Source organism: Klenkia sp. AC732 (assembly GCF_979256525.1).
This window is the reverse complement of sequence record NZ_CEEDOS010000002.1, coordinates 128,273-154,919: the sequence shown is the minus strand read 5'-3', so window position 1 is coordinate 154,919 and position 26,647 is coordinate 128,273. Positions and strand designations below refer to the sequence as shown.

General features: G+C 74.2%; 26 protein-coding genes. 9 read left to right on the top strand and 17 right to left on the bottom strand.

Translation table 11 applies throughout. The features are described from left to right. The first annotated feature begins 6 nt into the window (after positions 1 to 6). The 5 genes from AC0IVP_RS01750 to AC0IVP_RS01730 all read left to right on the top strand — a co-directional run bounded on the left by AC0IVP_RS01750 (position 7) and on the right by AC0IVP_RS01730 (position 4,439). A complete protein-coding gene (locus tag AC0IVP_RS01750; RefSeq protein ID WP_200938999.1) occupies positions 7 to 1,008 on the top strand; it encodes an inorganic phosphate transporter in 1,002 nt (333 codons plus the stop codon). Positions 1,009 to 1,022: 14 nt separating this feature from the next. Further along, positions 1,023 to 2,450 (top strand): MFS transporter, encoded by a 1,428-nt coding sequence (locus tag AC0IVP_RS01745; RefSeq protein ID WP_471754142.1) that lies wholly within the window; start codon positions 1,023 to 1,025, stop codon positions 2,448 to 2,450. A 49-nt stretch (positions 2,451 to 2,499) separates the two neighbouring features. Next, positions 2,500 to 2,595 (top strand): putative leader peptide, encoded by a 96-nt coding sequence (locus tag AC0IVP_RS01740; RefSeq protein WP_369800043.1) that lies wholly within the window; start codon positions 2,500 to 2,502, stop codon positions 2,593 to 2,595. Between the two features lie 99 nt (positions 2,596 to 2,694). Beyond that, on the top strand, positions 2,695 to 3,672 hold the full coding sequence (locus AC0IVP_RS01735; protein WP_056296857.1) for a sulfite exporter TauE/SafE family protein: 978 nt from the start codon (positions 2,695 to 2,697) through the stop codon (positions 3,670 to 3,672). Between the two features lie 95 nt (positions 3,673 to 3,767). Continuing rightward, complete coding sequence (locus AC0IVP_RS01730; protein ID WP_056296854.1) at positions 3,768 to 4,439, top strand: SDR family NAD(P)-dependent oxidoreductase; 672 nt, start codon at positions 3,768 to 3,770, stop codon at positions 4,437 to 4,439. Between the two features lie 42 nt (positions 4,440 to 4,481). Here the strand turns inward: AC0IVP_RS01730 and AC0IVP_RS01725 are convergent, their stop codons facing one another. From AC0IVP_RS01725 to AC0IVP_RS01695, 7 genes are all read right to left on the bottom strand, one after another. After that, complete coding sequence (locus AC0IVP_RS01725; protein ID WP_471754140.1) at positions 4,482 to 5,330, bottom strand: DUF1684 domain-containing protein; 849 nt, start codon at positions 5,328 to 5,330, stop codon at positions 4,482 to 4,484. Between the two features lie 86 nt (positions 5,331 to 5,416). Next, positions 5,417 to 5,917: a DUF5994 family protein gene (locus tag AC0IVP_RS01720; protein WP_056298083.1), complete on the bottom strand. Its 501-nt coding sequence runs from the start codon at positions 5,915 to 5,917 to the stop codon at positions 5,417 to 5,419. A gap of 154 nt (positions 5,918 to 6,071) precedes the next feature. Then, positions 6,072 to 7,130 (bottom strand): aromatic ring-hydroxylating oxygenase subunit alpha, encoded by a 1,059-nt coding sequence (locus tag AC0IVP_RS01715; protein ID WP_056298081.1) that lies wholly within the window; start codon positions 7,128 to 7,130, stop codon positions 6,072 to 6,074. Between the two features lie 206 nt (positions 7,131 to 7,336). Further along, on the bottom strand, positions 7,337 to 9,229 hold the full coding sequence (gene typA, locus AC0IVP_RS01710) for a translational GTPase TypA (RefSeq protein ID WP_056296852.1): 1,893 nt from the start codon (positions 9,227 to 9,229) through the stop codon (positions 7,337 to 7,339). A gap of 107 nt (positions 9,230 to 9,336) precedes the next feature. Next, positions 9,337 to 9,687 carry a hypothetical protein gene (locus AC0IVP_RS01705; RefSeq protein ID WP_471754137.1) on the bottom strand — a complete coding sequence of 117 codons (351 nt, stop codon included), beginning with the start codon at positions 9,685 to 9,687 and terminating at the stop codon, positions 9,337 to 9,339. A gap of 18 nt (positions 9,688 to 9,705) precedes the next feature. Beyond that, entirely contained in the window at positions 9,706 to 10,962 is a 1,257-nt protein-coding gene (locus AC0IVP_RS01700) for a DUF4232 domain-containing protein (RefSeq protein ID WP_471754134.1), read from the bottom strand. 228 nt (positions 10,963 to 11,190) lie between these two features. Beyond that, positions 11,191 to 11,748, bottom strand: coding sequence for a YceI family protein (locus AC0IVP_RS01695; RefSeq protein ID WP_056296842.1), 558 nt, complete (start codon positions 11,746 to 11,748; stop codon positions 11,191 to 11,193). Positions 11,749 to 11,835: 87 nt separating this feature from the next. On the opposite strand from AC0IVP_RS01695, the gene AC0IVP_RS01690 reads away from it, so the two are divergent. Next, complete coding sequence (locus AC0IVP_RS01690) at positions 11,836 to 12,330, top strand: MarR family winged helix-turn-helix transcriptional regulator (protein WP_056296838.1); 495 nt, start codon at positions 11,836 to 11,838, stop codon at positions 12,328 to 12,330. A gap of 3 nt (positions 12,331 to 12,333) precedes the next feature. Here AC0IVP_RS01690 and AC0IVP_RS01685 read toward each other — a convergent pair whose 3' ends face one another. From AC0IVP_RS01685 to AC0IVP_RS01660, 6 genes are read right to left on the bottom strand one after another with little or no spacing between them, the layout of a single operon-like run. Next, positions 12,334 to 14,448, bottom strand: a complete 2,115-nt coding sequence (locus AC0IVP_RS01685) for a xanthine dehydrogenase family protein molybdopterin-binding subunit (protein WP_471754132.1) — start codon at positions 14,446 to 14,448, stop codon at positions 12,334 to 12,336. After that, on the bottom strand, positions 14,445 to 15,470 hold the full coding sequence (locus tag AC0IVP_RS01680) for an FAD binding domain-containing protein (RefSeq protein ID WP_471754130.1): 1,026 nt from the start codon (positions 15,468 to 15,470) through the stop codon (positions 14,445 to 14,447). The genes AC0IVP_RS01685 and AC0IVP_RS01680 overlap by 4 nt, the downstream gene beginning before the upstream one ends. Continuing rightward, positions 15,467 to 15,991 (bottom strand): 2Fe-2S iron-sulfur cluster-binding protein, encoded by a 525-nt coding sequence (locus AC0IVP_RS01675; RefSeq protein ID WP_471754128.1) that lies wholly within the window; start codon positions 15,989 to 15,991, stop codon positions 15,467 to 15,469. The genes AC0IVP_RS01680 and AC0IVP_RS01675 overlap by 4 nt, the downstream gene beginning before the upstream one ends. Before the next feature lie 45 nt (positions 15,992 to 16,036). Continuing rightward, entirely contained in the window at positions 16,037 to 16,897 is an 861-nt protein-coding gene (locus AC0IVP_RS01670) for an enoyl-CoA hydratase-related protein (protein WP_056296825.1), read from the bottom strand. Then, positions 16,894 to 17,871, bottom strand: coding sequence for an acyl-CoA dehydrogenase family protein (locus tag AC0IVP_RS01665; RefSeq protein ID WP_471754126.1), 978 nt, complete (start codon positions 17,869 to 17,871; stop codon positions 16,894 to 16,896). Before AC0IVP_RS01665 ends, AC0IVP_RS01670 begins: the two co-directional genes overlap by 4 nt. Further along, on the bottom strand, positions 17,868 to 19,112 hold the full coding sequence (locus AC0IVP_RS01660) for an acyl-CoA dehydrogenase family protein (RefSeq protein WP_471754123.1): 1,245 nt from the start codon (positions 19,110 to 19,112) through the stop codon (positions 17,868 to 17,870). The genes AC0IVP_RS01665 and AC0IVP_RS01660 overlap by 4 nt, the downstream gene beginning before the upstream one ends. A gap of 99 nt (positions 19,113 to 19,211) precedes the next feature. On the opposite strand from AC0IVP_RS01660, the gene AC0IVP_RS01655 reads away from it, so the two are divergent. Continuing rightward, positions 19,212 to 19,820 carry a TetR/AcrR family transcriptional regulator gene (locus tag AC0IVP_RS01655; RefSeq protein ID WP_235564837.1) on the top strand — a complete coding sequence of 203 codons (609 nt, stop codon included), beginning with the start codon at positions 19,212 to 19,214 and terminating at the stop codon, positions 19,818 to 19,820. Position 19,821: 1 nt separating this feature from the next. Here AC0IVP_RS01655 and AC0IVP_RS01650 read toward each other — a convergent pair whose 3' ends face one another. Then, positions 19,822 to 20,577 carry a 3-hydroxyacyl-CoA dehydrogenase gene (locus AC0IVP_RS01650; protein ID WP_056292389.1) on the bottom strand — a complete coding sequence of 252 codons (756 nt, stop codon included), beginning with the start codon at positions 20,575 to 20,577 and terminating at the stop codon, positions 19,822 to 19,824. A 100-nt stretch (positions 20,578 to 20,677) separates the two neighbouring features. Between AC0IVP_RS01650 and AC0IVP_RS01645 the strand changes: the two genes are divergently transcribed. Both AC0IVP_RS01645 and AC0IVP_RS01640 read left to right on the top strand, forming a co-directional pair. Continuing rightward, positions 20,678 to 22,243, top strand: a complete 1,566-nt coding sequence (locus tag AC0IVP_RS01645) for a long-chain-fatty-acid--CoA ligase (RefSeq protein ID WP_471754120.1) — start codon at positions 20,678 to 20,680, stop codon at positions 22,241 to 22,243. Between the two features lie 201 nt (positions 22,244 to 22,444). Continuing rightward, a complete protein-coding gene (locus AC0IVP_RS01640) occupies positions 22,445 to 23,239 on the top strand; it encodes an endonuclease domain-containing protein (RefSeq protein ID WP_471754118.1) in 795 nt (264 codons plus the stop codon). A 57-nt stretch (positions 23,240 to 23,296) separates the two neighbouring features. On the opposite strand, the gene AC0IVP_RS01635 is transcribed toward AC0IVP_RS01640, so the two are convergent. From AC0IVP_RS01635 to AC0IVP_RS01625, 3 genes are all read right to left on the bottom strand, one after another. Then, positions 23,297 to 24,058, bottom strand: coding sequence for a crotonase/enoyl-CoA hydratase family protein (locus AC0IVP_RS01635; protein ID WP_471754115.1), 762 nt, complete (start codon positions 24,056 to 24,058; stop codon positions 23,297 to 23,299). 61 nt (positions 24,059 to 24,119) lie between these two features. Then, positions 24,120 to 25,508, bottom strand: coding sequence for a sugar porter family MFS transporter (locus AC0IVP_RS01630; RefSeq protein ID WP_082556704.1), 1,389 nt, complete (start codon positions 25,506 to 25,508; stop codon positions 24,120 to 24,122). 135 nt (positions 25,509 to 25,643) lie between these two features. Beyond that, positions 25,644 to 26,647 (bottom strand): hypothetical protein (locus tag AC0IVP_RS01625; protein ID WP_471754113.1); only part of this gene is annotated, 1,004 nt, incomplete at its 5' end.

Here is a 26,647-nt window from a genome sequence, read left to right as displayed (position 1 = left end):
CCCGCCGTGGACGGGTTGTTCCTCGCCCTCGTCGTCATCGTCGTCGTCGCCCTGGCCTTCGACTACACCAACGGCTTCCACGACGCGGCCAACTCCATCGCCGTCGCCGTCTCCACCAAGGCGCTCACCCCCAAGGTCGCGCTGGCCCTCGCCGCGGTGATGAACCTGGTCGGGGCGCTGATCTCCACCGAGGTCGCGCAGACCGTGGGTGCCGGCATCATCGACACCCCCTCGGGCGCCGGTGGCCTGCAGATCGTCTTCGCCGCCCTCGTCGGCGCGATCACCTGGAACCTGATCACCTGGTACTTCGGGCTGCCCAGCTCCTCCTCGCACGCCCTCATCGGCGGGCTGGTCGGCGCCGCGCTGGCCGCCGTCCACTCGGTGCAGTGGCTGGGCATCGTGGAGAAGGTCGTCATCCCGATGGTGCTCTCGCCGCTGGTCGGCTTCGGCCTGGGCTACCTGGTGATGCTCGCGGTGCTGTGGTCCTTCCGCGGCGCCAACGTCACCCGGGCCAACCGCGGCTTCCGGTACGCCCAGATCGTCAGCTCCGCGACCATGGCGCTGGGCCACGGCCTGCAGGACGCCCAGAAGACGATGGGCATCATCACCCTCGCGCTGGTCACCTCCGGCCAGATCGACACCTTCGAGGTCCCGCTCTGGGTGGTGATCGCGGCCGCCCTGGCGATCAGCGCGGGCACCTACGCCGGCGGCTTCCGGATCATGCGCACGCTGGGGCGGCGGATCATCCAGCTCACCCCGGCCGGCGGCTTCTCCGCCCAGACGGTGGCGTCGGGCGTCATGATCACCACGGCCACCGTGTTCGCGGTGCCGGTGTCCACCACGCACATCACCACCACATCGATCATGGGCGTGGGCTCCACCCGGCGGCTGTCGGCGGTGCGCTGGGGCGTGGCCGGGAACATCGTCGTGGCCTGGGTGTTGACGCTGCCGGCAGCGGGCGCCGTCGCCGCCGGGGTCTACTGGCTCACGCACGCGATCGTCGGATGAGGAACGGGGGCCCGGTGGCCAGGGACGACGCCCCGCCCGCTCCCCCGCCGACCGCCCTCGCGCTCGGCACGCCGCCGGCCCGCTGGGTGCTGCTGGCCACCGTGCTCGCCTCGGCGATGGCGTTCCTGGACTCCACCGCGGTCAACGTCGCCCTGCCCAGCATCGGGGCGGAGCTGGGCTCCTCGCTGTCGGGGCTGCAGTGGACCGTCACCGGCTACACCCTGGCGCTGGCCTCGCTGATCCTGCTCGGCGGCGCGCTCGGGGACCGGTACGGCCGGCGGAAGGTCTTCCTGGTCGGCGTCGTCTGGTTCGCCACCACCTCGCTGCTGTGCGGGCTGGCCCCCTCCACCGAGCTGCTGGTCGCCGCGCGGGTGCTGCAGGGCGTCGGCGGCGCCCTCCTGACGCCGGGCTCGCTGTCGCTGATCCAGTCCTCCTTCCGGCACGCCGACCGGGCCCGGGCGATCGGGCTGTGGTCCGGGCTCGGCGGCATCGCCGGGCTGGGTGGCCCGTTCCTGGGCGGGTTCCTGGTGGACGCCGTCAGCTGGCGGTGGGTCTTCCTGGTCAACGTGCCGCTGGCGATCGCCGTCGTCGTGGTGTCGGTCCGGCACGTGCCCGAGAGCCGGGACCCCGCCCACCACGGCCGCTTCGACGTCCCCGGGGCGGTGCTGACCGCGCTGGCGCTGGGCGGGGTCACCTACGCCCTCATCGACGCCGGCTCGGGGCCGGGCACCTGGGTCGCACTGGCCGTGGGCCTGGCCGCCGGCGTCGGGTTCGTCGTCCAGGAGCGGCGGACGGCGGACCCGATGCTCCCGCTGGGGGTCTTCGCCGACCGCCAGTTCACCGGCGCCAACCTCACGACGCTGGCCGTCTACGGCGCCCTGGGCGGGTTCTCCTTCTTCCTGGTGCTGCAGCTGCAGACCGTGCTGGGCTACGACGCACTGGAGTCCGGGGCGGCGATGGTGCCCTCGATCCTGGTGATCTCGCTGCTGTCCTCCCGGGCCGGCGCGCTGGCCACCCGGTTCGGGCCCCGGCTGCCGATGACCGTGGGCCCGCTGGTCGCCGCGTCCGGGGTCCTCTGGCTGTCCTTCGTCGGTGCCGGGACGTCGTGGCCCACCGGGGTGCTGCCGGGCTCGCTGCTGTTCGGGCTGGGGATGGCGCTCACCGTCGCGCCGCTGACCGCCACCGTGCTCGGTGCCGCACCCGACCACCTGGCCGGGGTGGCCAGCGGGGTGAACAACGCCGTCGCCCGCGCCGCCCAGCTGCTCTCGGTGGCCGCGCTGCCGCTGCTGGTGGGGTTGTCCGGCGACGACTACGCCGACGCCGGGGCCTTCACCGACGGCTACGCGCTGGCGATGCGGCTGTGCGCCGGCCTCGTCGCGCTGGGCGGTCTGGTGGCCCTGGTGACCATCCGGGCCGACGTCCTGGAACCCGATCCCACCTGACGGGACGGGGGTTTCCCCCCTTCTGCATCGGACTGGTAGACATTGCCCCGTGTCGGCGACCGGTGTGCTCCCAGGTGACCTCCTGGTGACCCGCATCCACGTCGACCTGGTGCGCGTCACCACCGCAGCCTGTCTGGCTCGCTGAACTCCCCCGGGGCCGTCTCCCTCTGCTGAGACGCCCTGCCCGACGCGGGTGCGCGGTCGGGCCCCTCCCCCAGCCAGACCCTCTTCCTGGAGCACCCCTGTGCGCACCCTGATCCTCTTCGCCCTCGTGGGCCTCGGCGCCCAGCTCGTCGACGGCAGCCTGGGCATGGCCTACGGCGTCACCTCCACGACGCTGCTGCTGGCTGTCGGCGCCAGCCCGGCCGCGGCGTCGGCCACCGTCCACCTCGCCGAGATCGGCACCACGCTGGTGTCGGGCGCCTCGCACTGGCGCTTCGGCAACGTCGACTGGAAGGTCGTCGCCAAGATCGGCATCCCCGGTGGCATCGGCGCCTTCGCCGGCGCGACCTTCCTGGCCTCGCTGGACACCTCGGTCGCCGCTCCGCTGATGAGCGCGATCCTGCTGGTCCTGGGCCTCTACGTGCTGATCCGCTTCACCTTCCGCGGGCTGAACAAGCAGAACCTCGGCAAGCCCATGCGCAAGCGCTTCCTGGGCCCGCTGGGCCTGGTCGCCGGCTTCGTCGACGCCACCGGCGGCGGCGGCTGGGGCCCGGTCGGCACCCCCGCCATCCTGGCCAGCGGCCGGATGGAGCCCCGCAAGGTGATCGGCTCCATCGACACCTCGGAGTTCATCGTCGCGCTCGCCGCCTCGCTGGGCTTCCTGCTCTCCCTGGGCTCCCAGGGCATCGACGCCACCTGGGTCGCCGGTCTGCTCATCGGTGGCGTCATCGCCGCCCCGATCGCCGCCTGGCTGGTCCGGCACGTGCCGCCTCGCCTGCTGGGCTCCGCGGTCGGCGGGATCATCGTGTTCACCAACACCCGGTCGCTGTTCAACGCCTTCGAGGTCGCCGACGCCGTCCGCTGGCCGGTCTACGCGGTCATCGTGCTCGGCTGGGTCGCCGCCGTCGTCCACTCGTGGCGGGTCTACCGGGCCGACACCGAGGCCGAGTCGGTCGAGGCCGCCGCCCGCCTGGAGCAGGAGCGCCGCGACGCCCTGGTCGCCGAGCTGTCGCGCGAGGACTCCGTCACCGCCGGCCGCCCGCAGGACCCGCGCGACTAGGAGGAGGACCACGGGTCGCGGCGCCGGGCGCGGGTAGGACCACCGGGACGGCGTCGCTCCCCGCGGCGCGCTCTACCCCGAGGTGGTCCCCCCGCATGTCCGTTCTCGCCATCGTCGGTGCCGGTCGCGGCCTCGGCGCGGCCGTCGCCCGCCGCTTCGGCGCCCAGGGCTTCGACGTCGCCCTGATCGCCCGCAACCAGACGCGCGTCTCCGGGCTCGCCGCCGACCTCGCCGCGGAGGGCATCACCACCGGCGGCTTCGTGGCCGACGTCCGTGACCCGGAGTCGATCACCCACACCCTCGCCCGGATCGGCGAGACGATGGGGCCCATCGAGGTGCTGCAGTACAGCCCGCTGCCGGACAAGACCTTCCTGCGCCCGGTGCTGGAGACCACCGCAGCCGACCTCGTCGGTCCGGTCGAGTTCTCCGTCTACGGGCCGGTCGCTGCGGTCCGGCAGGTGCTGCCGGGCATGCGCTACCTGCCCGAGGGCAGCAACCCCTCGATCCTCTTCGTCAACGGCGGCTCGGCCGTCGTCCCGAACTCGGCGGTGGCGGGGACCAGCATCGCCTTCGCCGGGCTCAGCGCCTACGCGCAGCTCCTGCACGAGGTGCTGGGAGCCGAGGGCATCCAGGTGTCCCAGCTGGTCATCCCGGGGGCCATCGTCGACGGGGACCCGGTCAAGGGACCCGAGGCGATGGCCGGGCACCTGTGGGACCTGCACAGCCGCCGGGACCGCTTCCGCCACCAGGTGCAGGGCAGCGACTGACCCGCCCCGTCCCGGGCGGCCACGTGCCGCCCGGGACCCGGGTCAGACCGCCAGGACCGCGCCGTCCTCCGTGGGGAGGGCGGTGCCGCGGGTGAGCGGGGTCTTCTCCCCCGCCTCCACCGCCACCGGCAGCCGGTTCTCCGCCGGCGGCAGCGGGCAGGTGGCCAGGTCGGTGTAGGCGCACGGCAGGTTGGCGGCGCGGTTGAGGTCCACGACCACCTCGCCGTCGGCACCCGGCGCCTCCAGGGTCAGCGACCGGAAGGCGTAGGTGCTCCGGCCCGACGTGGCGTCGGAGAACAGCACCATCAGCCGGCCCTCGCCGTGGCCGGGGAAGGCGCGCAGGGAGTACGTCTGCCCGTCGAGGGTGAACTCGACCGTGCCCGGGGCGTCGTAGACGTGCTCGACGCCCTCGAACGCGCCGCCGACGGTCGTCGGCACGGGTGCGTCGAAGGCGGTGAAGCGGCCGGTGACCGCCCAGCGCGGGTCGGCCGGGAAGACCGGCGTGCCGGGGTGGCCCAGGCGCAGCGGCGACCGGGGGTCACGCAGCCGGACGACGTACCGGCCACCGCGCTCGGCCAGCTCCACGGCGGTGTCCCCGGCGGTGGCCAGCACGCTCTCCCGCAGGGACAGGTGGCCGAACACGTGCTCACCGGCGACGGCGGACCCGTCGACCTCCAGGTGCTCACCCTGGGTGAGGGTGACCACGACGCCGCGGTCGCCCACCACCCAGGTGCCCGGCACCCCGGGGACGACGACCGGCCGGTCGGACAGCCAGGCCAGCGAGGTGACCGAGAGGAAGCCGTGCGGTGAGGTCAGCGTCGCCTCCTTGGCCTGGTGCCAGGTGGCGTGCTCGCGGGCGAAGGCGCCCACGTCGGGCAGGGTGCTGGTCATCGGGTCCTCCGGCGGGTCGGTGGTGCGGGCCTCCCCCGGCCCAGCGACGGGCACCGCCGCGGCATTCCCCACCGGGACGGTGGGGTTCAGCCGGCGGTCGGGAGCGGCAGCGACGCCACCCGGAGTGCCGGGTGCCGACCGGCGGCGGTGAGCACGGCCCGGGGACTGCGGGCCGTGCCCGGGCAGGAGGCCAGCCGCATGGCCCGGGCGCTGAAGAGCGCCTCGGTGTCCGGCGGGACGACCAGCAGCTCCAGCTGCAGAGCGCCGGGGCCGCAGGTCACGGTGACCAGCTGCGGGTCGCCGGTGCTGAACCCGCCGACCCGGACCACCCGGTCACCGACGGCGAGCTTGCGCGGGACGGCGTGCCAGGTGGCGAAGGGGTAGGTGAAGCGCTGCACCGCGACGCCACGCCGGTCCAGCGCGGCGACCAGCTCGGGCAGCTCGACGGCGAGGTCGGTCGAGCGCGGCCACCAGGCCCCGTGCAGCCCCTCCCCGGCGTCCGTGCGCAGGCTGACCCGCACGTCGATGCCACCGCGGAAGCCGGGGAGCTCCTGCTCCCCGACCCATGCTGCACGGTTCGTCGTCACCCGCACCGCCTCTCGTCCACCGGGGCCGGCGACCTGCTGCCGGACGACCCCGGGGACGACGCTAGGCAGCCCGTGCGCGTCGTCCCACCGGACACGCCGTGCCCCAGCGGACCCGTCCGTCACACGGCTCGTCCTCACCCAGCGTGACGGGTCCTCACACCGACGGCGGGGGCACGAACCGGCCGGTGACGAGGTCGGTCCACAGCCGCCGGATGGCCAGGGAGTTCCGGTCGGCCCGGGCGTGCGCGTTGAGGTGCGGGGCCAGCGGGAAGTCCGCGGGCAGGGACTCCAGCAGGTCGCGGTCCTCCCCCTCCACCTCGTCGTCGAAGGCGAGGATCTCCGCCGCCGGCCGGTCGGCCTCGGAGTCGGTGCGCAGCACCGTCTGGGTCAGCAGGCAGCGCCGGTCGTCCACCGGGGTGATCGCCTTGACCATGACGTGGCCCAGCCCGTCGGGGTAGGTGATGTGGATGTGGCCGAAGAAGGGGGACCACAGCTGGGAGACCGTCCGGCGCACCGTCGTCCCGACCTCCCCGGGGCGCCCCTCGACCGGGATCTCGCCGTAGGTCGACAGACCCCACGGGGTGCGGGTGACCTCGGTGTCGGTCACCTCCGGCTTGTCGATGTTGCCGAACGTGTTGCGGTGCACGAAGGCGACGTGGCCGGGGTCGAAGTTGTTCTCCAGCAGGTGCATGGCGGTGCAGTCGAAGGCCCACTCGTACTCCGGCACCACCCGCCAGGCCGGGTCGTCGAACTGCGGGACCTCCGGCAGGCCGGTGATCGGGCCGCCCTCGGCCTCGCTCGCGAGGCACACCCAGACCATCCCGTAGCGCTCCTGGCTGGCCACCATGGTGAGCCCGGACTTCGTGGGGTGCGGGGAGTCCGGGAACTGCGGGATGCGCTGGGTCCGGCCCTGGGCGTCCCACTCCCAGCCGTGGTACGGGCAGACCAGGTGGCAGTCGGTGACCCAACCGCGGGACAGCGGGGCGTCCCGGTGCGCGCAGCGGTCCAGGGCCACGCTCACCGGACGGCCCGGCGCCGGCCGCCACAGCACCAGGTCCACGCCCAGCACCGTGCGCTTGACCGGACTGCCGTCGACGGCGGCGGCGAAGCCGGTGGCGTACCAGAACCGGCGGAGGACCGGGTGCTCGGACAGCACCAGGTGGTCGGGGCCCGCGTGGCGGGTGGATCGGGTGGTCTGCTCCAGGGTGGTCACGGTGGCTCCACAGCCCGGCCCGTCGCGGAGGCGGGTCGGACCCCACCGGCTGCCCGCGACGCCGTCGCCGACCACACCACCACGCGACGACGACGCCCCCGTCACCTGCAGGTGACGGGGGCGTGACACCGCAGCCCGGTGGAACGGCCTCGTCCCAGGGGCCCGCGACGCGCGGAGCGTGTCGTGGGGTGGGACGAGGTCCTCCCTCAGACGGGCTTGGGCTTGCGGTTCTTGCTCTTGCCGCGCTCGGTCTGGTCCAGCACGACCTTGCGCACCCGCACGGTCGCGGGGGTGACCTCGACGCACTCGTCCTCGGCGCAGAACTCCAGCGCCTGCTCCAGGTTGAGGATGCGCGGCGGGATGAGCCGCTCCAGCTCCTCGGAGGTGGACTTGCGCATGTTGGTGAGCTTCTTCTCCTTGGTGATGTTCACGTCCATGTCGTCGGGACGCGAGTTCTCACCCACGAGCATGCCCTCGTAGACCTCGGTGCCGGGCTCGACCATCATCTGGCCGCGCTCCTGCAGGGAGAACATCGAGTAGGTGGTCGCGACGCCGGAGCGGTCGGCGACCAGCGAGCCGGTGGGCCGGGCGCGCATGTCGCCCAGCCACGGCTCGTAGCCCTCGAGGACGTGGTTGAACACGCCGGTGCCGCGGGTCTCGGTGAGGAACTCGGTGCGGAACCCGATCAGGCCGCGGGAGGGGGCGACGTACTCCATCCGCGCCCAGCCGGTGTCGTGGTGCACCAGGTTCTCCAGCCGGCCACGACGCACGGCCAGGGCCTGGGTCAGCGTGCCGACGTACTCACCGGGGGTGTCGATGGTGACCCGCTCGACGGGCTCGTGCAGCGTGCCGTCGATCATCTTGGTGACGACCTGCGGGCGGCCGACGGTGAGCTCGAAGTCCTCGCGGCGCAGCTGCTCGACCAGGATGGCCAGGGCGAGCTCGCCACGGCCCTGCATCTCCCAGGTGTCGGGGCGCTCGGTGGGCAGCATGCGCACCGAGACGTTGCCGACCAGCTCCTGGTCCAGGCGGTTCTTGATCAGGCGGGCGGTGACCTTCTTGCCCGACTTGCCCGACAGCGGCGAGGTGTTGATGCCGATGGTGATCGAGATCGAGGGCTCGTCGACGGTCAGCGCCGGCAGCGGGCGCGGGTCGTCGGGGTCGGCCAGCGTGTCGCCGATGCCGATGTCCTCGATGCCGGCGATGGCGACGAGGTCGCCGGGGCCGGCGCTCTCGGCCGGCACGCGGGTCAGGCCCTCGGTCGACAGCAGCTCGGTGATCTTGACCTTGGTGATGGTGCCGTCGACCTTGCACCAGGCGACCTGCTGGCCGCGCTTCATCTCACCGGAGTGGATGCGCAGCAGCGCGAGGCGGCCCAGGAACGGGGAGGCGTCGAGGTTGGTGACCTGCGCGCGCAGCGGCTCCTCGGCGTCGTACTCCGGCGCCGGGATGGTGTCCAGCAGCGTCTGCACGAGGGGGCCCAGGTCCGGGCTGTCCGGGACGGTGCCGTTCTCGGGCTTGTTCAGCGAGGCCTGACCGGTGCGGCCGTTGCAGTAGACGATCGGGAACTCGAGGGTCTCCGCGGGCAGGCCGGCGTCCTCGAGGAGCTCCATGAAGAGCTCGTAGCACTCGTCGACGACCTCCTCGATGCGCGCGTCGCCACGGTCGGTCTTGTTCACCGCGAGGATGACCGGCATCCCCTTGGCCAGCGCCTTGCGCAGCACGAAGCGGGTCTGCGGCAGCGGCCCCTCGGAGGCGTCCACGAGGAGCACGACGCCGTCGACCATGGACAGGCCGCGCTCGACCTCGCCACCGAAGTCGGCGTGGCCGGGGGTGTCGACGATGTTGACGACGACGGGGTTGCCCTCGGCGTCGGCCAGCCGGATGGCGGTGTTCTTGGCCAGGATGGTGATGCCGCGCTCGCGCTCCAGGTCCATCGAGTCCATGACCCGGTCCTGGGTGGAGTCGTTGTCGGTCCCCTCGCCCTTGGAGCGACCGAGGGCACCGGCCTGGCGGAGCAGGGCGTCGACCAGCGTGGTCTTGCCGTGGTCGACGTGGGCGACGATCGCCACGTTGCGCAGGTCATTGCGGGTGGGCATGCGGAGAGGCACCTCAGGAGATCGGGGTTCGCGGCGCTGGTGGGATCCCCCGAGCACCGCCCGTCGCCGACCGGCGACCCTCCCATGGTAGGCGCTCCTGGGGCAGCTCAGTGCCGCTGTGACCGGTCAGCCACCCCGGAGGAGATGCCGGCGGCCACGATCGTGACGACGCCCACAGCCAGCCACGCCGGCCAGCCCACCCCGATGGCCAGCACGTGGGCCAGCACGAAGGCCACCAGGTAGACCGCGGCGAGCCCGGCGGTGACCGCCCAGCCGCGCCGGCGCTGCCACAGCCAGCCGGCGGCCACCCCACCGGCGAGGAAGACCGCGCCACCCAGCGCACGGACGCCGGTGCCCTGGGCGATGCCGAAGCCGGCGGCCAGGCCGACCGCGACGGGCAGCGCGCTCGGGAGCCCGGCGAGCCGGGTGGTGCCACGGGAGAGGGTGCTGGTCGACATGGCCCCCAGTGTCCCCGCTCAGCCCGTCGACAGGGCCCAGGGGGCGACCTCCCAGGTGCCGCCGTCGGCGATGTCGAAGGGCGCCGAGCCGTACGCAGAGACGACGGGGACGTCGACCGACCCGTCCCCCAGGTCGACCGTCACCGACTGCGGGGTCTCGGCGTCGGCCCACCCCGCGTAGGTGCGCCAGCCGAGCAGGACGAAGGCGGAGTCACCGGGTGCCAGGCCGATCGGGGCCACCACGCCGGGCAGGCCGGAGGGGTCGCGCCCGGGCTCCACCACCAGGGTCAGCGGCGTGCCGCCCTGCAGGAGCGTGACCGTGGGCGTCCCGGTCAGCAGGCAGGCCGCGGCGCCGGTGTTCGTGGCCGTCACCGCGGCGGCGCGGGCACCCATCGCGGCGTCGAAGCCGCCGACGGTGAGTGCCAGGTCGGCCGTGGCGCAGGGCACCTCCGCCGCCACCCCGGTCGGCGCGGCCGTGGGAGCGGGCTCCGGGACCACCGTCGGCGGAGGCGACGGGGTGCTGGGGGTCGGCGGTGGGGCGCTGGTCGGCGCGGCCTGGGTGACGGCGCTGGGCACCGTGGCGTCCTCGGCGGGCAGCACGGCCGACAGGCCCGCCGCCAGCAGCGCGACGACCGCGGTCACCCCGAAGCCGGCGGTGGCCCACCGCGAGGCGCGGTGCCGGTCCCGGACCGCCCAGCCGACGGCCACACCGGTGAGCGTGACCAGCCCGGTGACAGCACTGCCCCGGGCGACCGCGTCGACGCCGTCCGCAGCGCCCAGCAGCACGACCGCAGCACCTGCGGCCAGGCCGAGCGCGGCCACCACCAGGGCGTCCACGGCGCGCCCGCGGGGCGAGGTCACCGCCGGCCCGCCCAGCGACGACGTCCCGGCCAGGAACCACGCGGTCAGCACCCAGAGGAGGAGCGCAGCGGGCAGGACGGCGTGCTGGGAGAAGAAGCTGGCGACCAGGACCACCGGCGCCGCGACGGCCCCCAGCACCCCCGCGCCGGCGCCGGCGACGAGGAGGTCCAGCCACGGCCGTCGGCCACGCGCCACGGCAGCGGCCGTCCCCTCCCCGTCGGTCGCCGTCGACAGGCCGGACACGACGGTGCCCACCCCGACGAGCACGACCAGGGACGTCAGGCCCACCCACCACCAGAGGCCGGCCGAGGCCGCGGCGAGGTCGGCGGGGCAGGTGCCCGAGGACGCGCAGGGCAGCGGGTCGTCGGGGTCGAACCAGCTGGGACGCCACGGTCCGCTCCGCAGGGAGGTCACGACCGTGGCCACCCACCCCGCCAGGGCGAGGACCACCCCGACGGTCGCGCGCGACGTGCCTCGCGGTCCCTCTACCTCCTCCACGACCCCAGCCTGCCGGTGGTCGACCCCGCGGTGGACCACCGACACCCGCGGGTGTCGCTGCGCGACGCGGACGAGGGGCCCCGGGGTGTGGTCACCCGGGGCCCCTCCTCGCGTGCAGTCCCCGCCGTGCGGCGGGGCGGTGGATCAGGCGGTGCGGAGCACGGCCTCGATCTCGAGCTCGACGGAGATCTTGTCGCCGACGACGACGCCGCCACCGTCCATGGGCATGTCGATGTCCACGCCGAACTCCTTGCGGGAGATGTCGGTCTTGCCGGAGAAGCCGGCGCGCGTGCCGCCGTAGGCGTCCGGACCGAAGCCGTTGAGCTCCAGGTGCAGCGTGGTGGGCTTGGTGATGCCCTTGATGGTGAGCTCGCCCTCGACGGTCCAGTCGTCGCCCTTGGGCTTGATCGTGGTCGACCGGAAGGTCATGACGGTGTGGTTGCCGGTGTCGAAGAAGTCGGCGGACTTGATGTGCGCGTCGCGCTGCTCCTGGCGGGTGTCGATCGAGTCCATGTCGACGGTGGCCTCGACGGTGGAGGCGGCCGGGTCCTGCGCGGTGATGACGACGCCCTCGAACTTCGTGAAGTAGCCGCGGACCTTGCTGACCATCATGTGGCGGACGGAGAAGCCGACCGTGGAGTGGGTGGCGTCGATGTCCCAGGTGCCGACGACGTAGCCGGGGATCTGCGTGGTGCTGCTCATGGTCTCTCCAAGTGGTTGAGCGCTTGACTGCTTCGCTGGACCGTAGCGTAGTTGAAGCCTTGAGCATTCCGCCAGTACCCTGAGCACATGACATCAGAGGTGTCGTCCCCACCACCCGCCGACGGCGGGACCCGGTGGTTGGACGAGGGTGAGCAGCAGGCCTGGCGGGCCTGGCTGTACAGCACGCAGCTGCTGGCCGACCGGCTCGACCGGGAGCTGACCCGGGAGACCGGCATCTCCCACGCCTACTACGAGATCCTGGTCCAGCTGTCGGAGACGCCGGGCCGGTCGCTGCGCATGAGCGAGCTGGCCGAGCGGTGCCTGTCCTCGCGCAGCCGGCTCTCCCACGCCGTCTCCCGGCTGGAGGAGCGCGGCTGGGTGCGCCGGCAGGTCTGCGAGTCCGACGGCCGCGGGCAGCTCGCCGTCCTCACCGACGACGGGTTCGCCGCCCTGGAGAAGGCCGCCCCGGTGCACGTGGAGAGCGTCCGCACGCACCTGTTCGACCAGCTCACGCCCGAGCAGGTCGCCGCGATGCAGGACCTGGGACAGACGCTGCTGGCCCACCTGGGCCAGCAGCGCTGATCCTCACTCCCCCCGGAAGAACGCCTCCGGGGTGATCGGCAGGTCGCGCACCCGCCGTCCGGTGGCGTGCCAGTAGGCGTTGCCGATCGCGGCGGCGGCACCGACGATGCCGATCTCCCCGATGCCCTTGGCACCGAGGGGGTTGACGTGTTCGTCGACCTCGTCGAGCCAGCTGATGTCCATCTCGCCGACGTCGGCGTTGGTGGCCACGTGGTACTCGGCGAGGTCGTGGTTGGCGAAGTGCCCGTGGACGGCGTCGAGCACCGACTCCTCGTGCAGCGCCATCGACAGCCCCATCGTCATCCCGCCCAGGAACTGCGAGCGGGCGGTGGTGGCGTTGACGATCCGGCCGGCGGCGAACACGCTGGTCATCCGGGGCACCCGCACCTCACCGGTGTCCCGGTCGACCCGGACCTCGGCGAAGTGCGCCCCGAAGGCGTGCATGGAGAACCGCTCGACCTCCTCCCCCGGCCCGGACGAGCCGGTGACCACCACGCCGCCGGCGGGCAGCTGCCCGCCGTGCTCGGCGTCCACCCGCTCACGCAGCGCCTGCGCGGCGGCCTGGATCGCCGGGCCCCAGGACGTGGTGCCGGTCGAGCCGCCCGCACCGGAGGCCTTCGGCAGCCGGCTGTCCCCGATCCGCAGGTCGACCTCGGCCATCGCGACGCCGAGGGCGTCGGCCGCGATCTGGGTCAGCGCCGTCCACGCGCCGGTGCCGATGTCGGAGGCGTCGATGGAGACCACCGTCGCCTTCCCGGGCACGGCCTCGATCCGGCACTGCGAGGGGCGCCGCCGGGTCGGGTACGTCGACGCGGCGACCCCGGTGCCGACCAGCCGGCGGCCGACCTCGCGGACCCGCGGGCGGGGGTCCCGGCCGGCCCAGCCGAACCGCTCCGCCCCCTGGCGCAGGCAGGCCACCAGGTTGCGGCTGCTCCAGGGCACGTCCCGCTCGGGGTCACGGGCGGGCTCGTTGTGCACCCGCAGCTCGACCGGGTCCATGCCCAGGGCCACGGCCAGCTCGTCCATCGCCGACTCCAGCGCGTAGACCCCCGGGGTCTCCCCCGGGGCCCGCATGATCGTCGGCGCCGAGACGTCGAGGCGCGCCAGCCGGTGCGTCGTCCGGCGGGCGGGCGCGGCGTAGAGCAGCCGGGTCGCGGTCGCCGTCTGCTCGGCGAACTCCGCGTTGCGCGAGGTGTGCTCGACGACCTCGTGGCTGATCGCGGTCAGCGTCCCGTCGGCCTCGGCGCCCAGGCGCAGTCGCTGGATCGTCGGGGTGCGGTGCCCGACCAGGCTGGACATCTGCTGCCGGGTCAGCTCCAGCTTCACCGTCCGCCCGGTCACCCGGGCGGCCATGCCGGCCAGCAGCTGGTGCACGTGGGTGAAGGCCTTGGAGCCGAACGCGCCGCCCACGTAGGGGGACACGACGTGCAGCTGGTCCTCGGTGATGCCGAACGCCGAGGTGAGCACCGGGACCAGGTTGTGCGGGCCCTGGTTGGCGTCCCACATCCGCAGCACGTCGCCGTCCCAGCGGGCGACGGTCGCGTGCATCTCGATGGGCTGGTTGTGCTGCACGGGCGTGGCGTAGGTGACGTCGACGGCCACCGGGGCCGCGGCCAGGGCGGCGTCGACGTCGCCGATGACGGAGTCGGTCTCGAAGCCGGCCATCAGCTGCTCGGGGGCGTACAGGTCGTCCCGGTCGACGGACAGCACGACGTCGGGGGCCTCGCTGTCGTAGCGGACCACCACCCGGCCGATCGCGTCCCGGGCGACCTCGGAGGTCTCGGCGACGACGGCGGCCACCGGTTCCCCGGCGTACTGCACGGTCGCCGACTGCAGGACCCGGATCTCCTCCACGACCTCGCCGAGCCGGGGCGCGTTCTCGTGGGTGAGCACGGCCAGCACGCCGGGCAGCGCCTCGGCGGCCGAGGCGTCGATCGACACCACCCGGCCCCGCGCGACCGGGGACTGCACGATCGCCACGAACGCCGGGGAGCTGTCCAGCTCGTGCTCGTAGGCGTAGGGCGCGCGGCCACGGACCTTGGCCGGGCCGTCGATGCGCCGCACGTCGCTGCCCACCGCGGGCGCGTGCGTCGTGGGCCGGTCGCTGAGCGCAGTCACGCGCGGGCCTCCCCGGAGATCTGCAGCAGGGTGCGGGTGACCAGGTTGGTCGCCATCGGCAGCTTGAAGGCGTTCTCCGGCAGCGGGTCCGCCGCCGCCAGCTCCGCGGCCGCCGCGGCCGCGAAGGCCTCCTCGGTGGCCGGTCCGCCGCGCAGCGCGTCCTCCGCGACCGTGGCCCGCCACGGCACGTGCGCGACCCCGCCCAGCGCGATCCGCACGTCGGCGACGACGGCGTCCGGGCCGGTGCCCCGCAGGTCCATCGCCGCCGCGACGCTGACCAGGGCGAAGGCGTAGGAGGCCCGGTCGCGGACCTTGCGGTAGCGCGAGCGGGTCGCCCACGGCAGCGCCGGGACGTCGATCGCGGTGATCAGCTCGCCGTGGGCCAACGTCGTGTCCCGGGAGGGGTCCTCGCCGGGCAGCCGGTGCAGCTCACCGATCGGGACGGCCCGCTCGCCCTCGGCACCGAGCACCCGGACGGTGGCGTCCAGGGCGCGCAGCGCCACGGCCATGTCCGAGGGGTGCGTGGCGATGCAGGTGTGCCCGTCGTCCCCACCCCGGTTCGTGGCTCCCAGCACCGCGAGGTTGCGGTGGTACCCGGCGACCGCGCCGCAGCCCGAGCCCGGCGCCCGCTTGTTGCACGGCATGGTCACGTCGGTGAAGTACGTGCAACGGGTGCGCTGGAGCAGGTTGCCGCCGGTGGTGGCCCGGTTGCGCAGCTGCCCGGACGCCCCGGCCAGCAGCGCCTGGGCCAGCAGCGGGAAGCGCTCGCGCACCCGGGGCTCGGCCGCCAGGTCGGCGTTGGGGACGGCAGCCCCGATCCGCAGGCCGCCGTCGGGGAGGTCCTCGACCTCGGTGGAGGTCAGCTGCCGGACGTCGACCAGCACGTCGGGGGTGGCCACCCCCAGCCGCATCAGGTCGACCAGGTTGGTGCCACCGCCCAGGTAGGCACCCTCGGGGGCCGCGGTCAGCGTGGCCACGGCCCCGGCGGGGTCGGTGGCCTTCTCGTAGCGGAACTCCCTCACGCGCGCACTCCCTGCTCGGTGGCGTACTCGGCGACTGCCGGGACGATGTTCGCGTACGCGGCGCAGCGGCACAGGTTCCCGCTCATCCGCTCCCGGATCTCGTCGTCGGTCAGGTCCACCTGGTCGCCGACCAGGTCCTCGGTGACGGCGCTGGGCCAGCCCGCCCGCGCCTCGGCGACGACGCCCGCGGCGGAGGTGATCTGCCCCGGCGTGCAGTAGCCGCACTGGTAGGCGTCGTGGTCGACGAAGGCCTCGTGCAGGGCGTGCGGCTGCCCGTCCACCGCGAGCCCGTCCGACGTCGTCACCTCCTGCCCCTGTGCGGTGACGGCGAGGACCAGACAGCTGTTGACCCGGCGGCCGTCCAGCAGCACCGTGCAGGCCCCGCACTGGCCGTGGTCGCAGCCCTTCTTGGCACTCGTCGCGCCGAGGCGCTCGCGCATCGCGTCCAGCAGGGAGGTGCGGGTGTCGACGATCAGCGGCCGGTCGGCCCCGTCGACCCGCAGGGTGATCTGGGTGTCCACCGTCCGGTGGTCCCCGTCCTCCCCCCGGCCGAAACCGCCCCCCGCTCAGGCCAGGTCCTCCGGTGGTGCCGGCCAGCCCTGCCCGACGCCGTCCAGCGGGGCGGTGAAGACCGCCGGGCGCTTCTCCAGGAAGGAGGCCACCCCCTCCGCGGCGTCCGGACCGCTGCCCAGCTCCACCAGCGCCCGGGACTCCGCGCGGTGGGCGTCCCACGGGCTGGCCGCCGAGAGCATCGACCACAGCAGCTGCCGGGACGCGGCCACCGAGACCCCGGAGGTGTTGTCGGCGATCTCGTGGGCGAGGGCGTAGGCGGTGTCCAGCAGCTCGGCGTCGGGGACGACGCGGGACACCAGCCGCCCGCGCAGCGCCTCCGCGGCGTCGAACACGCGGCCGGTGGCCACCCACTCCATCGCCTGGCTGATGCCCACGACCCTGGGCAGGAACCAGCTCGACGCCGCCTCCGGCACGATGCCGCGACGGGCGAACACGTAGCCGAAGCGCGCGGACTCCGCGGCGATGCGGATGTCCATCGGCAGGATCATCGTGGCCCCGATGCCGACCGCCACGCCGTTGACCGCGGCGATCACCGGCTTGCGCAGCGCCGCGAACGGCAGCGCCCCGATGCCGCCCCAGTCCCGGGCGACGCCGTCGATGGTCCCGGCGTCGGCAGCGGAGGCGCTGCGGTCGAAGGTCCCCGCGCGCTGCAGGTCGGCGCCGACGCAGAAGTCCCGCCCCTGCCCGGTCACCACGACCACCCGGACGGCGGCGTCGGAGTCGGCGACCGCGGCCACCTCGCCGAGCTCGCGGGCCATCTGCGGGGTGTAGGCGTTGCGCCGGTCGGGCCGGTCCAGGGTCAGCGTGCCGACCCCGCCGTCGACGACCCAGGAGACCTGCTCCCACTGCCTCACGACAGCGCCCCGGCCAGCACGAGCCCGGCGACGACGTCGTGGTGCCCGGCCGCGTCGCCCAGCACCAGCCGGTCGACCTTGGCCCGCCGCCAGTACAGGTGGGCGTCGTGCTCCCAGGTGAACCCGATGCCGCCGTGCACCTGGATGCAGGTCTCGGCGGCCCGCTCCAGGGTCTCCGCGGCGAACGCGGCCACCGAGGCGGCGGCCAGCGGCAGCTCCTCGGGCGCCCGGTCGGCGGCCCAGGCCGCCCACCAGACCAGCGACCGCAGCTGCTCGACGCCGACCCAGGCGTCCACCAGGGAGTGCTTGACCGCCTGGTAGGAGCCGATCGGCCGGCCGAAGGCGTGCCGCTCCTTGGCGTAGGCGACGCCGACCTCGACCGCGCGGCCGGCGGTGCCCAGGTCCTCGGCGGCCAGCGCGACCAGCGCGACGTCCCGGGCCCGCGCCCAGAGCGCACCGGCGTCGGGCGTGAGCACCCGGGTGTCGGTCGGCGTGACGACGCCGAGGCCGCGGGTGGCGTCCATCGGCTGCCCGGTGACCACCGCTCCCCCGCCGACGACCAGGTCGCCGTCGACCAGGGCCAGGAAGGTGTCTGCACCGACCGCGTCCAGGGCCGGCCGGTCGCCGTCGACGACCGCGAAGGCCCGCGACCCGTCGGCCAGCGCCTGCGCCAGCTCGGGGTGGTCGGCCAGCAGCACCGCGGCCCGCGCAGCGGTGACCAGCGACGGCCCGGCCAGCACCCGGCCGGCCTGCTCGGCGACGACGGCGAGGTCCAGCAGCGACCCGCCCGCCCCGCCCGCGGACTCGGCGACCGTGATGCCGGTGAACCCGATGTCGGCGAGCGCCCGCCGCCCGGGCGCCACCGGCCCCTCCTCCAGCGCGGCCCGCGCCTGTGCCGGGGACGCCTGGCCGGTGAAGAACTGCTCCGCCCCGGCCGCGGCGTCGAGCTGGTCGGTGTCGAGGTCGAAGTTCACCGGGTGCTCCCCGCGGCGTTGAAGGGACGGTGCTTGTCCTCACGCGGCTCCGGCGGCAGCCCCAGCACCCGCTCGCCGATGATGTTGCGCAGCACCTCGTCGGTGCCGCCGGCGATGGCGATGCCCGGCAGCCAGGCCTGGTTGCGCTGCCAGCGGCCGGCTCCGCCCTCCCTGCCGTCGTCCCCGGGGCCGACGGCGAACACCGCGTCGTCGCCGAGCAGCCGGACCCCGGCGTCGGAGACCAGCTTGGCCGCGGCCGTGCCGGCGAGCTTGCCGGCGCTGGCCTCGGGGCCGGGCAGCCCGCCCTGGCTGATCGCGGTGAGCCGCCGGTAGCCGGTGTACCGGTTGGCCAGCGCGGCGACCGCGGCCCGGCCGACCGCCTGGCGGGCCAGTACCTGCCGCTCGGCCGGCAGTGCCGGCACCGCCTCCCGGGCCAGCCGGGCCAGCGACTCGACCGACAGGCCCAGGTCGTTGCCGCCGCCGCCGACCGCGACCCGCTCGTTGAGCAGCGTGGTCAGCGCGACCCGCCAGCCCTCACCGGGCTCGCCCAGCCGCTCGGAGTCCGGGATGCGGACGTCGTCGAAGAACACCTCGTTGAAGTCCGACTGCCCGCCCATCTGGCGCAGCGGTCGGACCGTCACCCCCGGGGCGTGCATGTCGACGACGAACATGGTCAGCCCGCCGTGCTTGGGGCGGTCGGGGTCGGTGCGGGTCAGCAGGATGCCGAAGTCGGCGACGTGGGCCAGCGTCGTCCAGACCTTCTGCCCGTTGACCACCCAGTCCTCGCCGTCCCGGACGGCGGTGGTGCGCAGCGCGGCCAGGTCCGACCCGCTGGCCGGCTCGCTGAACAGCTGGCACCACACGTCGTCGGCCCGCAGCAGCCGGGCCAGGTACCGCTCGTGCTGCTCGGGGGTGCCGTGCGCGACGACGGTCGGCCCGCACATGCCCAGGCCGATGTGGTTGATCAGGCTGGGCACCCGGGCGCGGGCCAGCTCCTGGCCGACGATCGCCTGCTGGGCCAGCGTGCCGGCCTGCCCGCCGTGCTCGGCGGCCCAGGCGACGCCGACCAGGCCGGCGTCGGCGAGCACCCGCTGGGTCCGGCGCAGCGCCTGCTCCTGCTGGCGGGCGTCGGCGGCCTCCTCGCCGGCGTCCAGGTGCACCAGGTCGGCCGCGTGCTCGGCCAGCATGTCCCGGACGCGCGCCCGGTAGGCGGCCTCGTCCGGTGTGTCGTCGAAGTCCACGCGGGACACCTCTCCTCGTCGAGTGGTGGTGCTGGTGCGCATCCTCCGGTCGGGTCAGGGAACGGTCAACCCTGACTGTCGCTGCGTAGGCTGGTCCCCGTGGAGACCCGCAGCCGGAGTGAACGCAGCGCCGACAGCCGTGCGCTGATCCTCGACGCCGCCGTGGCCTGCCTGGTGTCCGACGGCTACGCCGGGGCCTCGACGCTGGCCGTCCAGGCCCGCGCCGGGGTGTCCCGCGGCCGGCTGCTGCACCACTTCCCCTCACGCGAGGAGCTGCTGGTCGCGGCCACCTCGCACCTGGCCGAGACGATGCTGACCGAGGCCGCCGACCACGCCGTCGCGGTCGGGGCGGGCATCGCCGACGAGGCCGAGCGGGTCGACCGGTGCGTCGAGCTGATCTGGGCGACGTTCTTCGAGCCGCCGTTCTGGGCGGCGATGGAGCTGTGGAACGCCGCCCGCACCGACGAGGCGCTGCGGGCGGCGCTGCGGCCCCAGGAACGCCGGCTGCGGATCGCGATCCGCGGCGTGGCCGACCGCATCTGGGGGCCGACCGTCACCGCGCACCCGCGCTACCCGGTGGTCTCCGAGCTGCTGTTCACCTCGATGCGCGGCGTGGCGATGGCCTACGCCTTCGAGGACCGCCCGCCGGCCACCGACCCCCACGTCGCGCTGTGGCAGTCGCTGGCCCGCGAGCTGGTCCCCGGCTGAGTCAGCGGGGCGCCATCCGGATGGCGCCGTCGAGCCGGATGACCTCGCCGTTGAGCATCGGGTTCGCCACGACGTGCGCGACCAGCGAGCCGTACTCGTCGGGCTCGCCGAGCCGGGCCGGGTGCGGCACCTGGGCACCGAGGGAGGCCTTGGCCTCCTCGGGCAGCCCGGCCAGCAGCGGGGTGTTGAACAGGCCCGGGGCGATGGTGACCACCCGGATGGCCTCGCTGGCCAGGTCGCGGGCGATCGGCAGGGTCATGCCGACGATGCCGCCCTTGGAGGCCGAGTAGGCCGCCTGCCCGATCTGGCCGTCGAAGGCCGCGACCGAGGCGGTGTTGACGATGACACCGCGCTCCTCGCCCAGCAGGTCCACCGACAGCATCCGCTGGGCGGCCAGCCGGATGACGTTGAAGGTGCCGACCAGGTTGACCTGGATGACCTTCTGGAACGCCTCGAGCGGGAAGGCGCCCTTCTTGCCGGCGGTCTTGATGCCGTTGCCGATGCCGGCGCAGTTGACGGCCACGCGCAGCGGGCCCAGCTCCACGGCCTGGTCCAGGGCGGCCTCGACCTGCTCGGGCGAGGTGACGTCGGCGGCGACGAAGTGCCCGCCGATCTCCCCGGCGACCTGCTCGCCGGCCGAGCTGGGCAGGTCCAGCAGCACGACCTGCGCACCGGCCGCACGCAGCCGCTTCGCGGTGGCCAGGCCCAGGCCCGAGGCCCCTCCGGTGATGACTGCTACGGCATCGGTGACGTCCACGGGCGTTCCTCTCGATCGATGACAGTCAGGGTTGACCGTCCACGGCGGTGCCGACAGCATGACCCACGCCACCCACCCGCCGCGCAGCAGGGAGCCCCCGATGACCACCGACCAGCAGACCTGGCGCGGCATGACGATCTCCGACCAGCTGGCCCGGCACGCCCGCTCCACCCCCGACGCCGCGGCCCTCCGGTTCGCCGGCACCGGGCGCACCTACCGCGAGCTGGAGGACCGGGTGACCCGGCTGGCCGCGGTCCTCGCCGACCGCGGGGTCGGCCACGGCGACCGGGTCGCCGTCCTGGCGCTGAACGGCCTGGAGGTGGTGGAGACCTTCCTGGCCACGGTCCGGCTGGGCGCGATCGCCGTCCCGGTGAACTTCCGGCTGGTCGCCGACGAGGTGGCCTACGTGCTGGCCGACTCCGGCGCCGTCGCCCTCGTGGTGGACCCCGCCACCGCCGGGACCGCCGCGAAGGCCCGGGACCGTGCCCCGGCCCTGACGACGGTGCTGACCGTGGGTGCCGACTACGAGGCCGCCCTGGCCGGCGCCGACCCCACCCCGGTCGAGCGCGCCGTCGAGGAGTCCGACCCGGCGTTCCTGATGTACACCTCGGGCACCACCGGCAAGCCCAAGGGCGCCGTCCTCACCCACCGGAACCTGCTGATGCACGCCTTCAGCCACGTCGCCCACCTCGGCTGGAGCAGCGACGACCGGGTCAGCCTCTACGGGGCGCCGCTGTTCCACATCGCTGCGGTCTCCGGGATGCTCCCGACCCTGCTCTACGGCGGCACGTTCGTGCTCACCCGCTCGGGCGCCTTCGACCCGGCCGCCACCCTGGACGAGATCGTCGCCGAGCGGGTGAGCTCGTGCTTCTTCGTGCCCGCGGCGTGGCAGGCGGTCGTCGCCGTCCCCGGGATCGCCGAGCGGGACCTCTCGGCCCTGCGCCGCATCTCCTGGGGCGCTGCGCCCGCGTCGACCACCCTGCTGCGGTCGATGATGGCGGCCTTCCCCGCCGCCGAGCTGGTCACCGCCTTCGGGCAGACCGAGTGCGCGCCGGTGACCTGCTTCCTGCGCGGGGAGGACGCCCTGCGCAAGATCGGCTCGGTCGGCACCCCGATGCTCAACGTCGAGGTCCGGGTGGTCGACGAGGCGATGGTCGACGTCCCCCGCGGCGAGGTGGGCGAGATCGTCTACCGCTCCCCCATGGTCATGCGCGGGTACTGGGGCAAGCCCGACGCCACCGCCGAGGCGTTCACCGGCGGCTGGTTCCACTCCGGGGACCTGGTGCGGCAGGACGAGGACGGCTACTTCTTCGTCGTCGACCGCAAGAAGGACATGATCATCTCCGGCGGGGAGAACGTGTACTGCGCCGAGGTCGAGGACGTCCTCGCCGCCCACCCCGGCGTCGCCGAGGTCGCCCTCATCGGGGTGCCCGACGCCCGCTGGGGCGAGGCACCGCTGGCCGTCGTCGCCCCGCGCGACCCGGCCGCACCGCCGTCCCCGGCCGAGCTCACCGCCTGGTGCCGCGAGCGGCTGGCCGGCTACAAGTGCCCGCGCGAGTTCACCGTCGTCGGCGCTCTGCCCCGCAACCCCAGCGGCAAGGTGCTCAAGACCCAGCTCCGCCAGCAGCACTCCGCCGGCAGCCTGGTCGCCGACCCGGCCGTCTGACCGCCCCGCGCTGCGCCGAGTGACACGTCAGCGTGGACGTGCAGCCTCGTCGTCCACGCTGACGTGCCACTCGGCGTCGTCCACAGGCCCGACCCGGCGGGGACGGCGCTGCGGTTGGCTCCCCTGGTGCCACCCACCAGCCCCCGACCGGCCCTCCGGGGGCTGGTGTTCCGTGGCAGCACGGCCGTCCGGGACGGCCTGGTGTCCGCCAACGACCTGCGCGGGCCCGCCTGGCTGCGTCTCTTCCCGGACGTCTACTGCGACGCAGCCCTCACGGTCGACCACGGGCTGCGGGTGCGGGCCGCCGTCGACCTGCTGGTCCCGGGCGCGGTGGCCTCCGGCGCCAGCGCTGCCGTGCTCTGGGGCCTCACCGACCTCGCCGGGGACGACGACCCCGTCGAACTGACCGTCCCACCGCGCGCCCGCCGCAGCGCCTGCGCAGGTGTCTCGGTCCGGCGCCGCACCCTGCCGACCGGTGCCGTGACGACGCGGGCCGGCGTCCCCCTCACCACGGCCGAGGTGACGGCCCTCGAGCTGGCGGCGCGGCTGCCGCTGGTCGAGGGCGTGGTCCTGCTGGACCGGTTCCTGGACGCCCGCGTCACCCGCCTGGACTGGCTCCACGACGCGGCGGGCGGCGCCACCGGCCGCGGCTGCCGGCGGGCGCGCTCGGCGCTCGCGCTGGCGGACGGCCTGGCGGGCTCGCCACAGGAGACCCGCCTGCGCCTGCTCCTGCGCGCCGCCGACGTCCCCACGCCGGTCGCCCAGTTCGAGGTGCGGGCGCACGGCCGGTTCCTCGCCCGCACGGACTTCGCCTGGCCGCAACAGCGGGTCGCCCTGGAGTACGAGGGCGCGTGGCACACCCGGCAGGTGGCCACCGACCGCCGGCGGATCGAGGCACTGCAGCAGGCCGGGTGGCGGGTCCTCTTCGTGACCGCCGCCGACCTCCACCACCCGCAGCAGCTTCTCGGCCGCATCCGCGAGGCGCTCGCCGAGTGACAGCCCAGCGTGGATGCAGGACCGCGACATCCACGCTGGCGTGTCACTCGATGCGGCTCAGACGCCGCGCCAGACGGGGGCGCGCTTCTCGGCGAAGGCGCGGGCGCCCTCCTGGGCGTCGGCGGAGGAGAACACGGCCTCGGTGACGGTGGCCTGGTGGTCGAGCAGCTCCCGGTCGGTCCAGCGGACGGCGCCGGCGACGAGCTGTTTCGTCGCCCGGATGGCCAGCGGCCCGTTGGCGGCGATCCGGGAGGCGAGGGCGCGGGCGCCCTCGAGCGCGCCGCCGGGCTCGGTGAGGGTGTTGACCAGGCCGAAGCGGTGCGCCTCCTCGGCGCCCATCGGGTCACCGGTCAACGCCATCTCCATGGCCCGCTGGTAGGGCAGCGCCTTGGGCAGCCGCAGCACCCCGCCGCCGGCGGCGACGAGCGAGCGCTTCACCTCGGGGATGCCGAAGCGGGCCTCGCGGGAGGCCACGACCAGGTCGCAGGTGAGCACCAGCTCGAACCCGCCGGCCAGCGCCCAGCCCTCGACGGCGGCGATCAGCGGCTTGGTGGGCGGGGCCTCGGTGAGGCCGGCGAACCCGCGGCCGGGCAGCGAGGGCCGCTCCCCGCGGGAGAAGGCCTTGAGGTCCATCCCGGCGCAGAAGGTCCCCCCGGCGCCGGTGAGCACCAGCACGACGACGTCGTCCCTGGCCTCGAAGTCGTCGACGGCCGCCGCGAGCTCCTCCGTCGTCGCCAGGTCGACGGAGTTCTTCGCCTCCGGCCTGTTGATCGTCAGGACGCCGACGCCCTCGGACACCTCGGTCAGCACCGTTGCCATGGGGTGAGTTCTGCCAGGTGCGGCCGGAACGGTCAACCCTGACCGTCCCGGCCGCCTCGACTCAGTGCGAGGGGGAGAGCTCCCGCTCGATGTCGGACAGGCTCCGGCCCTTGGTCTCCGGGACCGCCTTCACCACGTAGACCAGCGACAGCACGGTGACCACGGCGTAGATGCCGAAGGTCGCGGTCTCCCCGATCGCGGAGATGATCGACAGGTAGCTGACCGCGACCACGAAGTTCGCCACCCAGTTGGCCATCGTGGCCACCGACGAGGCCCGACCCCGGACGGCCAGCGGGAAGATCTCGCTGATCAGCAGCCAGACCACCGGCCCCAGGCTGATGGCGAAGGACCCCACGTAGAACGCCAGCACGATCGTGGTGACGACGGCGCCGGCCCCGGCGATGTCGAACAGGAACGCCACGGCCAGCCCGGCCAGGCCCAGGGTCATGCCGCTCATGCCCCAGATCAGCAGCGCCCGCCGGCCGACCCGGTCGATCACCTTGATGGCGACGATCGTGGCGAGCACGTTGGTGAGCCCGACGACGATGAGCGCGAGCAGCGCGGCCGAGGAGCCCAGGCCGGCGTTCTCCAGCACGGTCGGGGCGAAGTAGATGACGGTGTTCACGCCGGTGATCTGCTGGACCACGGCGAGGGTGACACCCAGGATGAGCGCCGGGCGGAGCTTGGCGGCCAGCAGGGAGCGCTTGGCGCCCTTCTCCTCCTCGGTGGCGGTGCCGCGGATGTCGTCGATCTCGGTGGAGATCGCCTCCTCGGAGTCGCGCAACGTGCGGAGGACCTCGCGCGCCTCGTCCTCGCGGCCCTGCCGGACCAGCCAGGCCGGGCTCTCGGGTTCGCGGATCATGCCCAGCCCCAGCACGACGGCGGGCAGCAGGGCCAGGCCCACGCTGATCCGCCAGTCACCGCTGCCGGCCAGGAAGTAGGCGACCAGCTGGCTGACCAGGATGCCCATGGTCACCGACAGCTGGTTGAGGCTGACCAGCGCACCGCGCCGCTCGGGCGGGGCGATCTCCCCGATGTAGACCGGGACGACGAAGGACGCCGAGCCGACGCCGACGCCGATCAGGAACCGGGACAGCAGCAGCACCCAGAACGTGGGCGCGAAGATCGAGAGGAGCAGGCCGACGACGAAGACCAGCGAGGTGGCGATGATCGCCTTGCGGCGGCCCAGGGAGTCCGCGACCCGGCCGGCGACCAGCGCCCCGACCGCGGCCCCGATGAGCAGGATCGAGACGACCGTGCCCTGGCTGAAGGGCGTGTCCAACGTGAAGTCGTCGCTGATGTTGGGCAGGACGCCACCGATGACGCCGGTGTCGTAGCCGAACAGGATGCCGCCGACGGCGGTCAGGGCCGAGGCCTTGGTCACCGCCCGCCGGTGGGTGGCCGAGTCCCTGCTCGCCTGGCGGGAGGCCTCGGTACCGGTGTCGCTCATGCTGCCTTCTTCCCCGGAGTGCGGTTGCAACTCTCAACCAAGTGATCATCCGCCCGCTCGCGCGGTCCGGCATCCGCAGACGGGGTGATCACCCGGACAGCTCCCCCGGGGAGGGGAGCCGTCCGGGTGTGGGGGTCAGCGGGCGGTGCGGCGGGCGGCCAGGGTGGTGAGGCCACCGAGCACCAGGAAGGCGCCGGCGAGCAGCAGCAGGCTGCTGGACTCCGAGCCCGTCCGGGCCAGCGCGGTGGGTGCGGCGGCGTGGGTGGTGGCAGCGGCGTGGGTGGTGGCGGCGTGGGTGGTGGTGGCGGCCGGCGTGGCGACCGGGTGGACCGGTGCCACGGGGGCGACCGGTGCCGGGGTCACGGCGGGTTCGGTCGGGACGACGCAGGTCGCCAGGTGGACCTCGTCGGCGAAGGCCACGGCCAGGGTGTCCCCGTCGACGACGAGGGAGATGCCGTCCAGCTGGCCCAGCGGGATCGACCCGTCGGCGCTGCGCAGCGGGAAGACCCCGGAGACGGTGCCGTCGACCGCGGTGACGACGTCGCTGGCCAGCAGGACGTCGCGCTCGCCGCTGGTGCCGAGGAAGCCGATGACGTGCTCGGTGCCGGAGAGGCCGTCGACCTCGACGGTGGCGACGACGACGTCCGGGGTGGCGCAGTCGCGGTCCAGGACGATGACGCCGTCACCGGTGCACTTGTCGACGATCGGGAGCTCCGACTCCTCGGTGAGGATGTCGCCGCCGAAACCGACCGACACGGTCAGCTCGTCGTCGTCGGAGAGGACGCCCTCCACGAGCACGACGGTCTCGCCGGCGACGGTGGTGACCACCGTGGAGACGGTCGAGTCGCCGTCCTCGACGAAGACCTCGATCTGCTCACCGGCGGGGAGCCCGGTCACGACCAGGTAGCCCGTCACGACACCGTCGCAGCCCAGGCCCAGCTGCCCGGCGACGTCCGGGGCGATCGAGGGCGGCGTCTCGACCGGCGGGGTGGTCGTCGGCGGCGTGTGCGGAGTCGTCGGCGGGGTCGTCGGCGGGGTGGCGGCCGGCTCCGTGGTCGTCGGCGGGGTGGTGGCCGGCTCCGTGGTCGTCGGCGGGGTGGTCGTCGGCGGGGTGGTCGTCGGCGGGGTGGTCGTCGGCG

Excerpts from the sequence above, each read along its gene's own strand:
- AC0IVP_RS01730 (WP_056296854.1), top strand. The coding sequence starts at position 3,768 with ATGTCCGTTCTCGCCATCGTCGGTGCCGGTCGCGGCCTCGGCGCGGCC.
- AC0IVP_RS01725 (WP_471754140.1), bottom strand. The coding sequence starts at position 5,330 with ATGACCAGCACCCTGCCCGACGTGGGCGCCTTCGCCCGCGAGCACGCC.
- typA (WP_056296852.1), bottom strand. The coding sequence starts at position 9,229 with ATGCCCACCCGCAATGACCTGCGCAACGTGGCGATCGTCGCCCACGTC.
- AC0IVP_RS01705 (WP_471754137.1), bottom strand. The coding sequence starts at position 9,687 with ATGTCGACCAGCACCCTCTCCCGTGGCACCACCCGGCTCGCCGGGCTC.
- AC0IVP_RS01695 (WP_056296842.1), bottom strand. The coding sequence starts at position 11,748 with ATGAGCAGCACCACGCAGATCCCCGGCTACGTCGTCGGCACCTGGGAC.
- AC0IVP_RS01690 (WP_056296838.1), top strand. The coding sequence starts at position 11,836 with ATGACATCAGAGGTGTCGTCCCCACCACCCGCCGACGGCGGGACCCGG.
- AC0IVP_RS01645 (WP_471754120.1), top strand. The coding sequence starts at position 20,678 with ATGACCACCGACCAGCAGACCTGGCGCGGCATGACGATCTCCGACCAG.
- AC0IVP_RS01635 (WP_471754115.1), bottom strand. The coding sequence starts at position 24,058 with ATGGCAACGGTGCTGACCGAGGTGTCCGAGGGCGTCGGCGTCCTGACG.
- AC0IVP_RS01630 (WP_082556704.1), bottom strand. The coding sequence starts at position 25,508 with ATGAGCGACACCGGTACCGAGGCCTCCCGCCAGGCGAGCAGGGACTCG.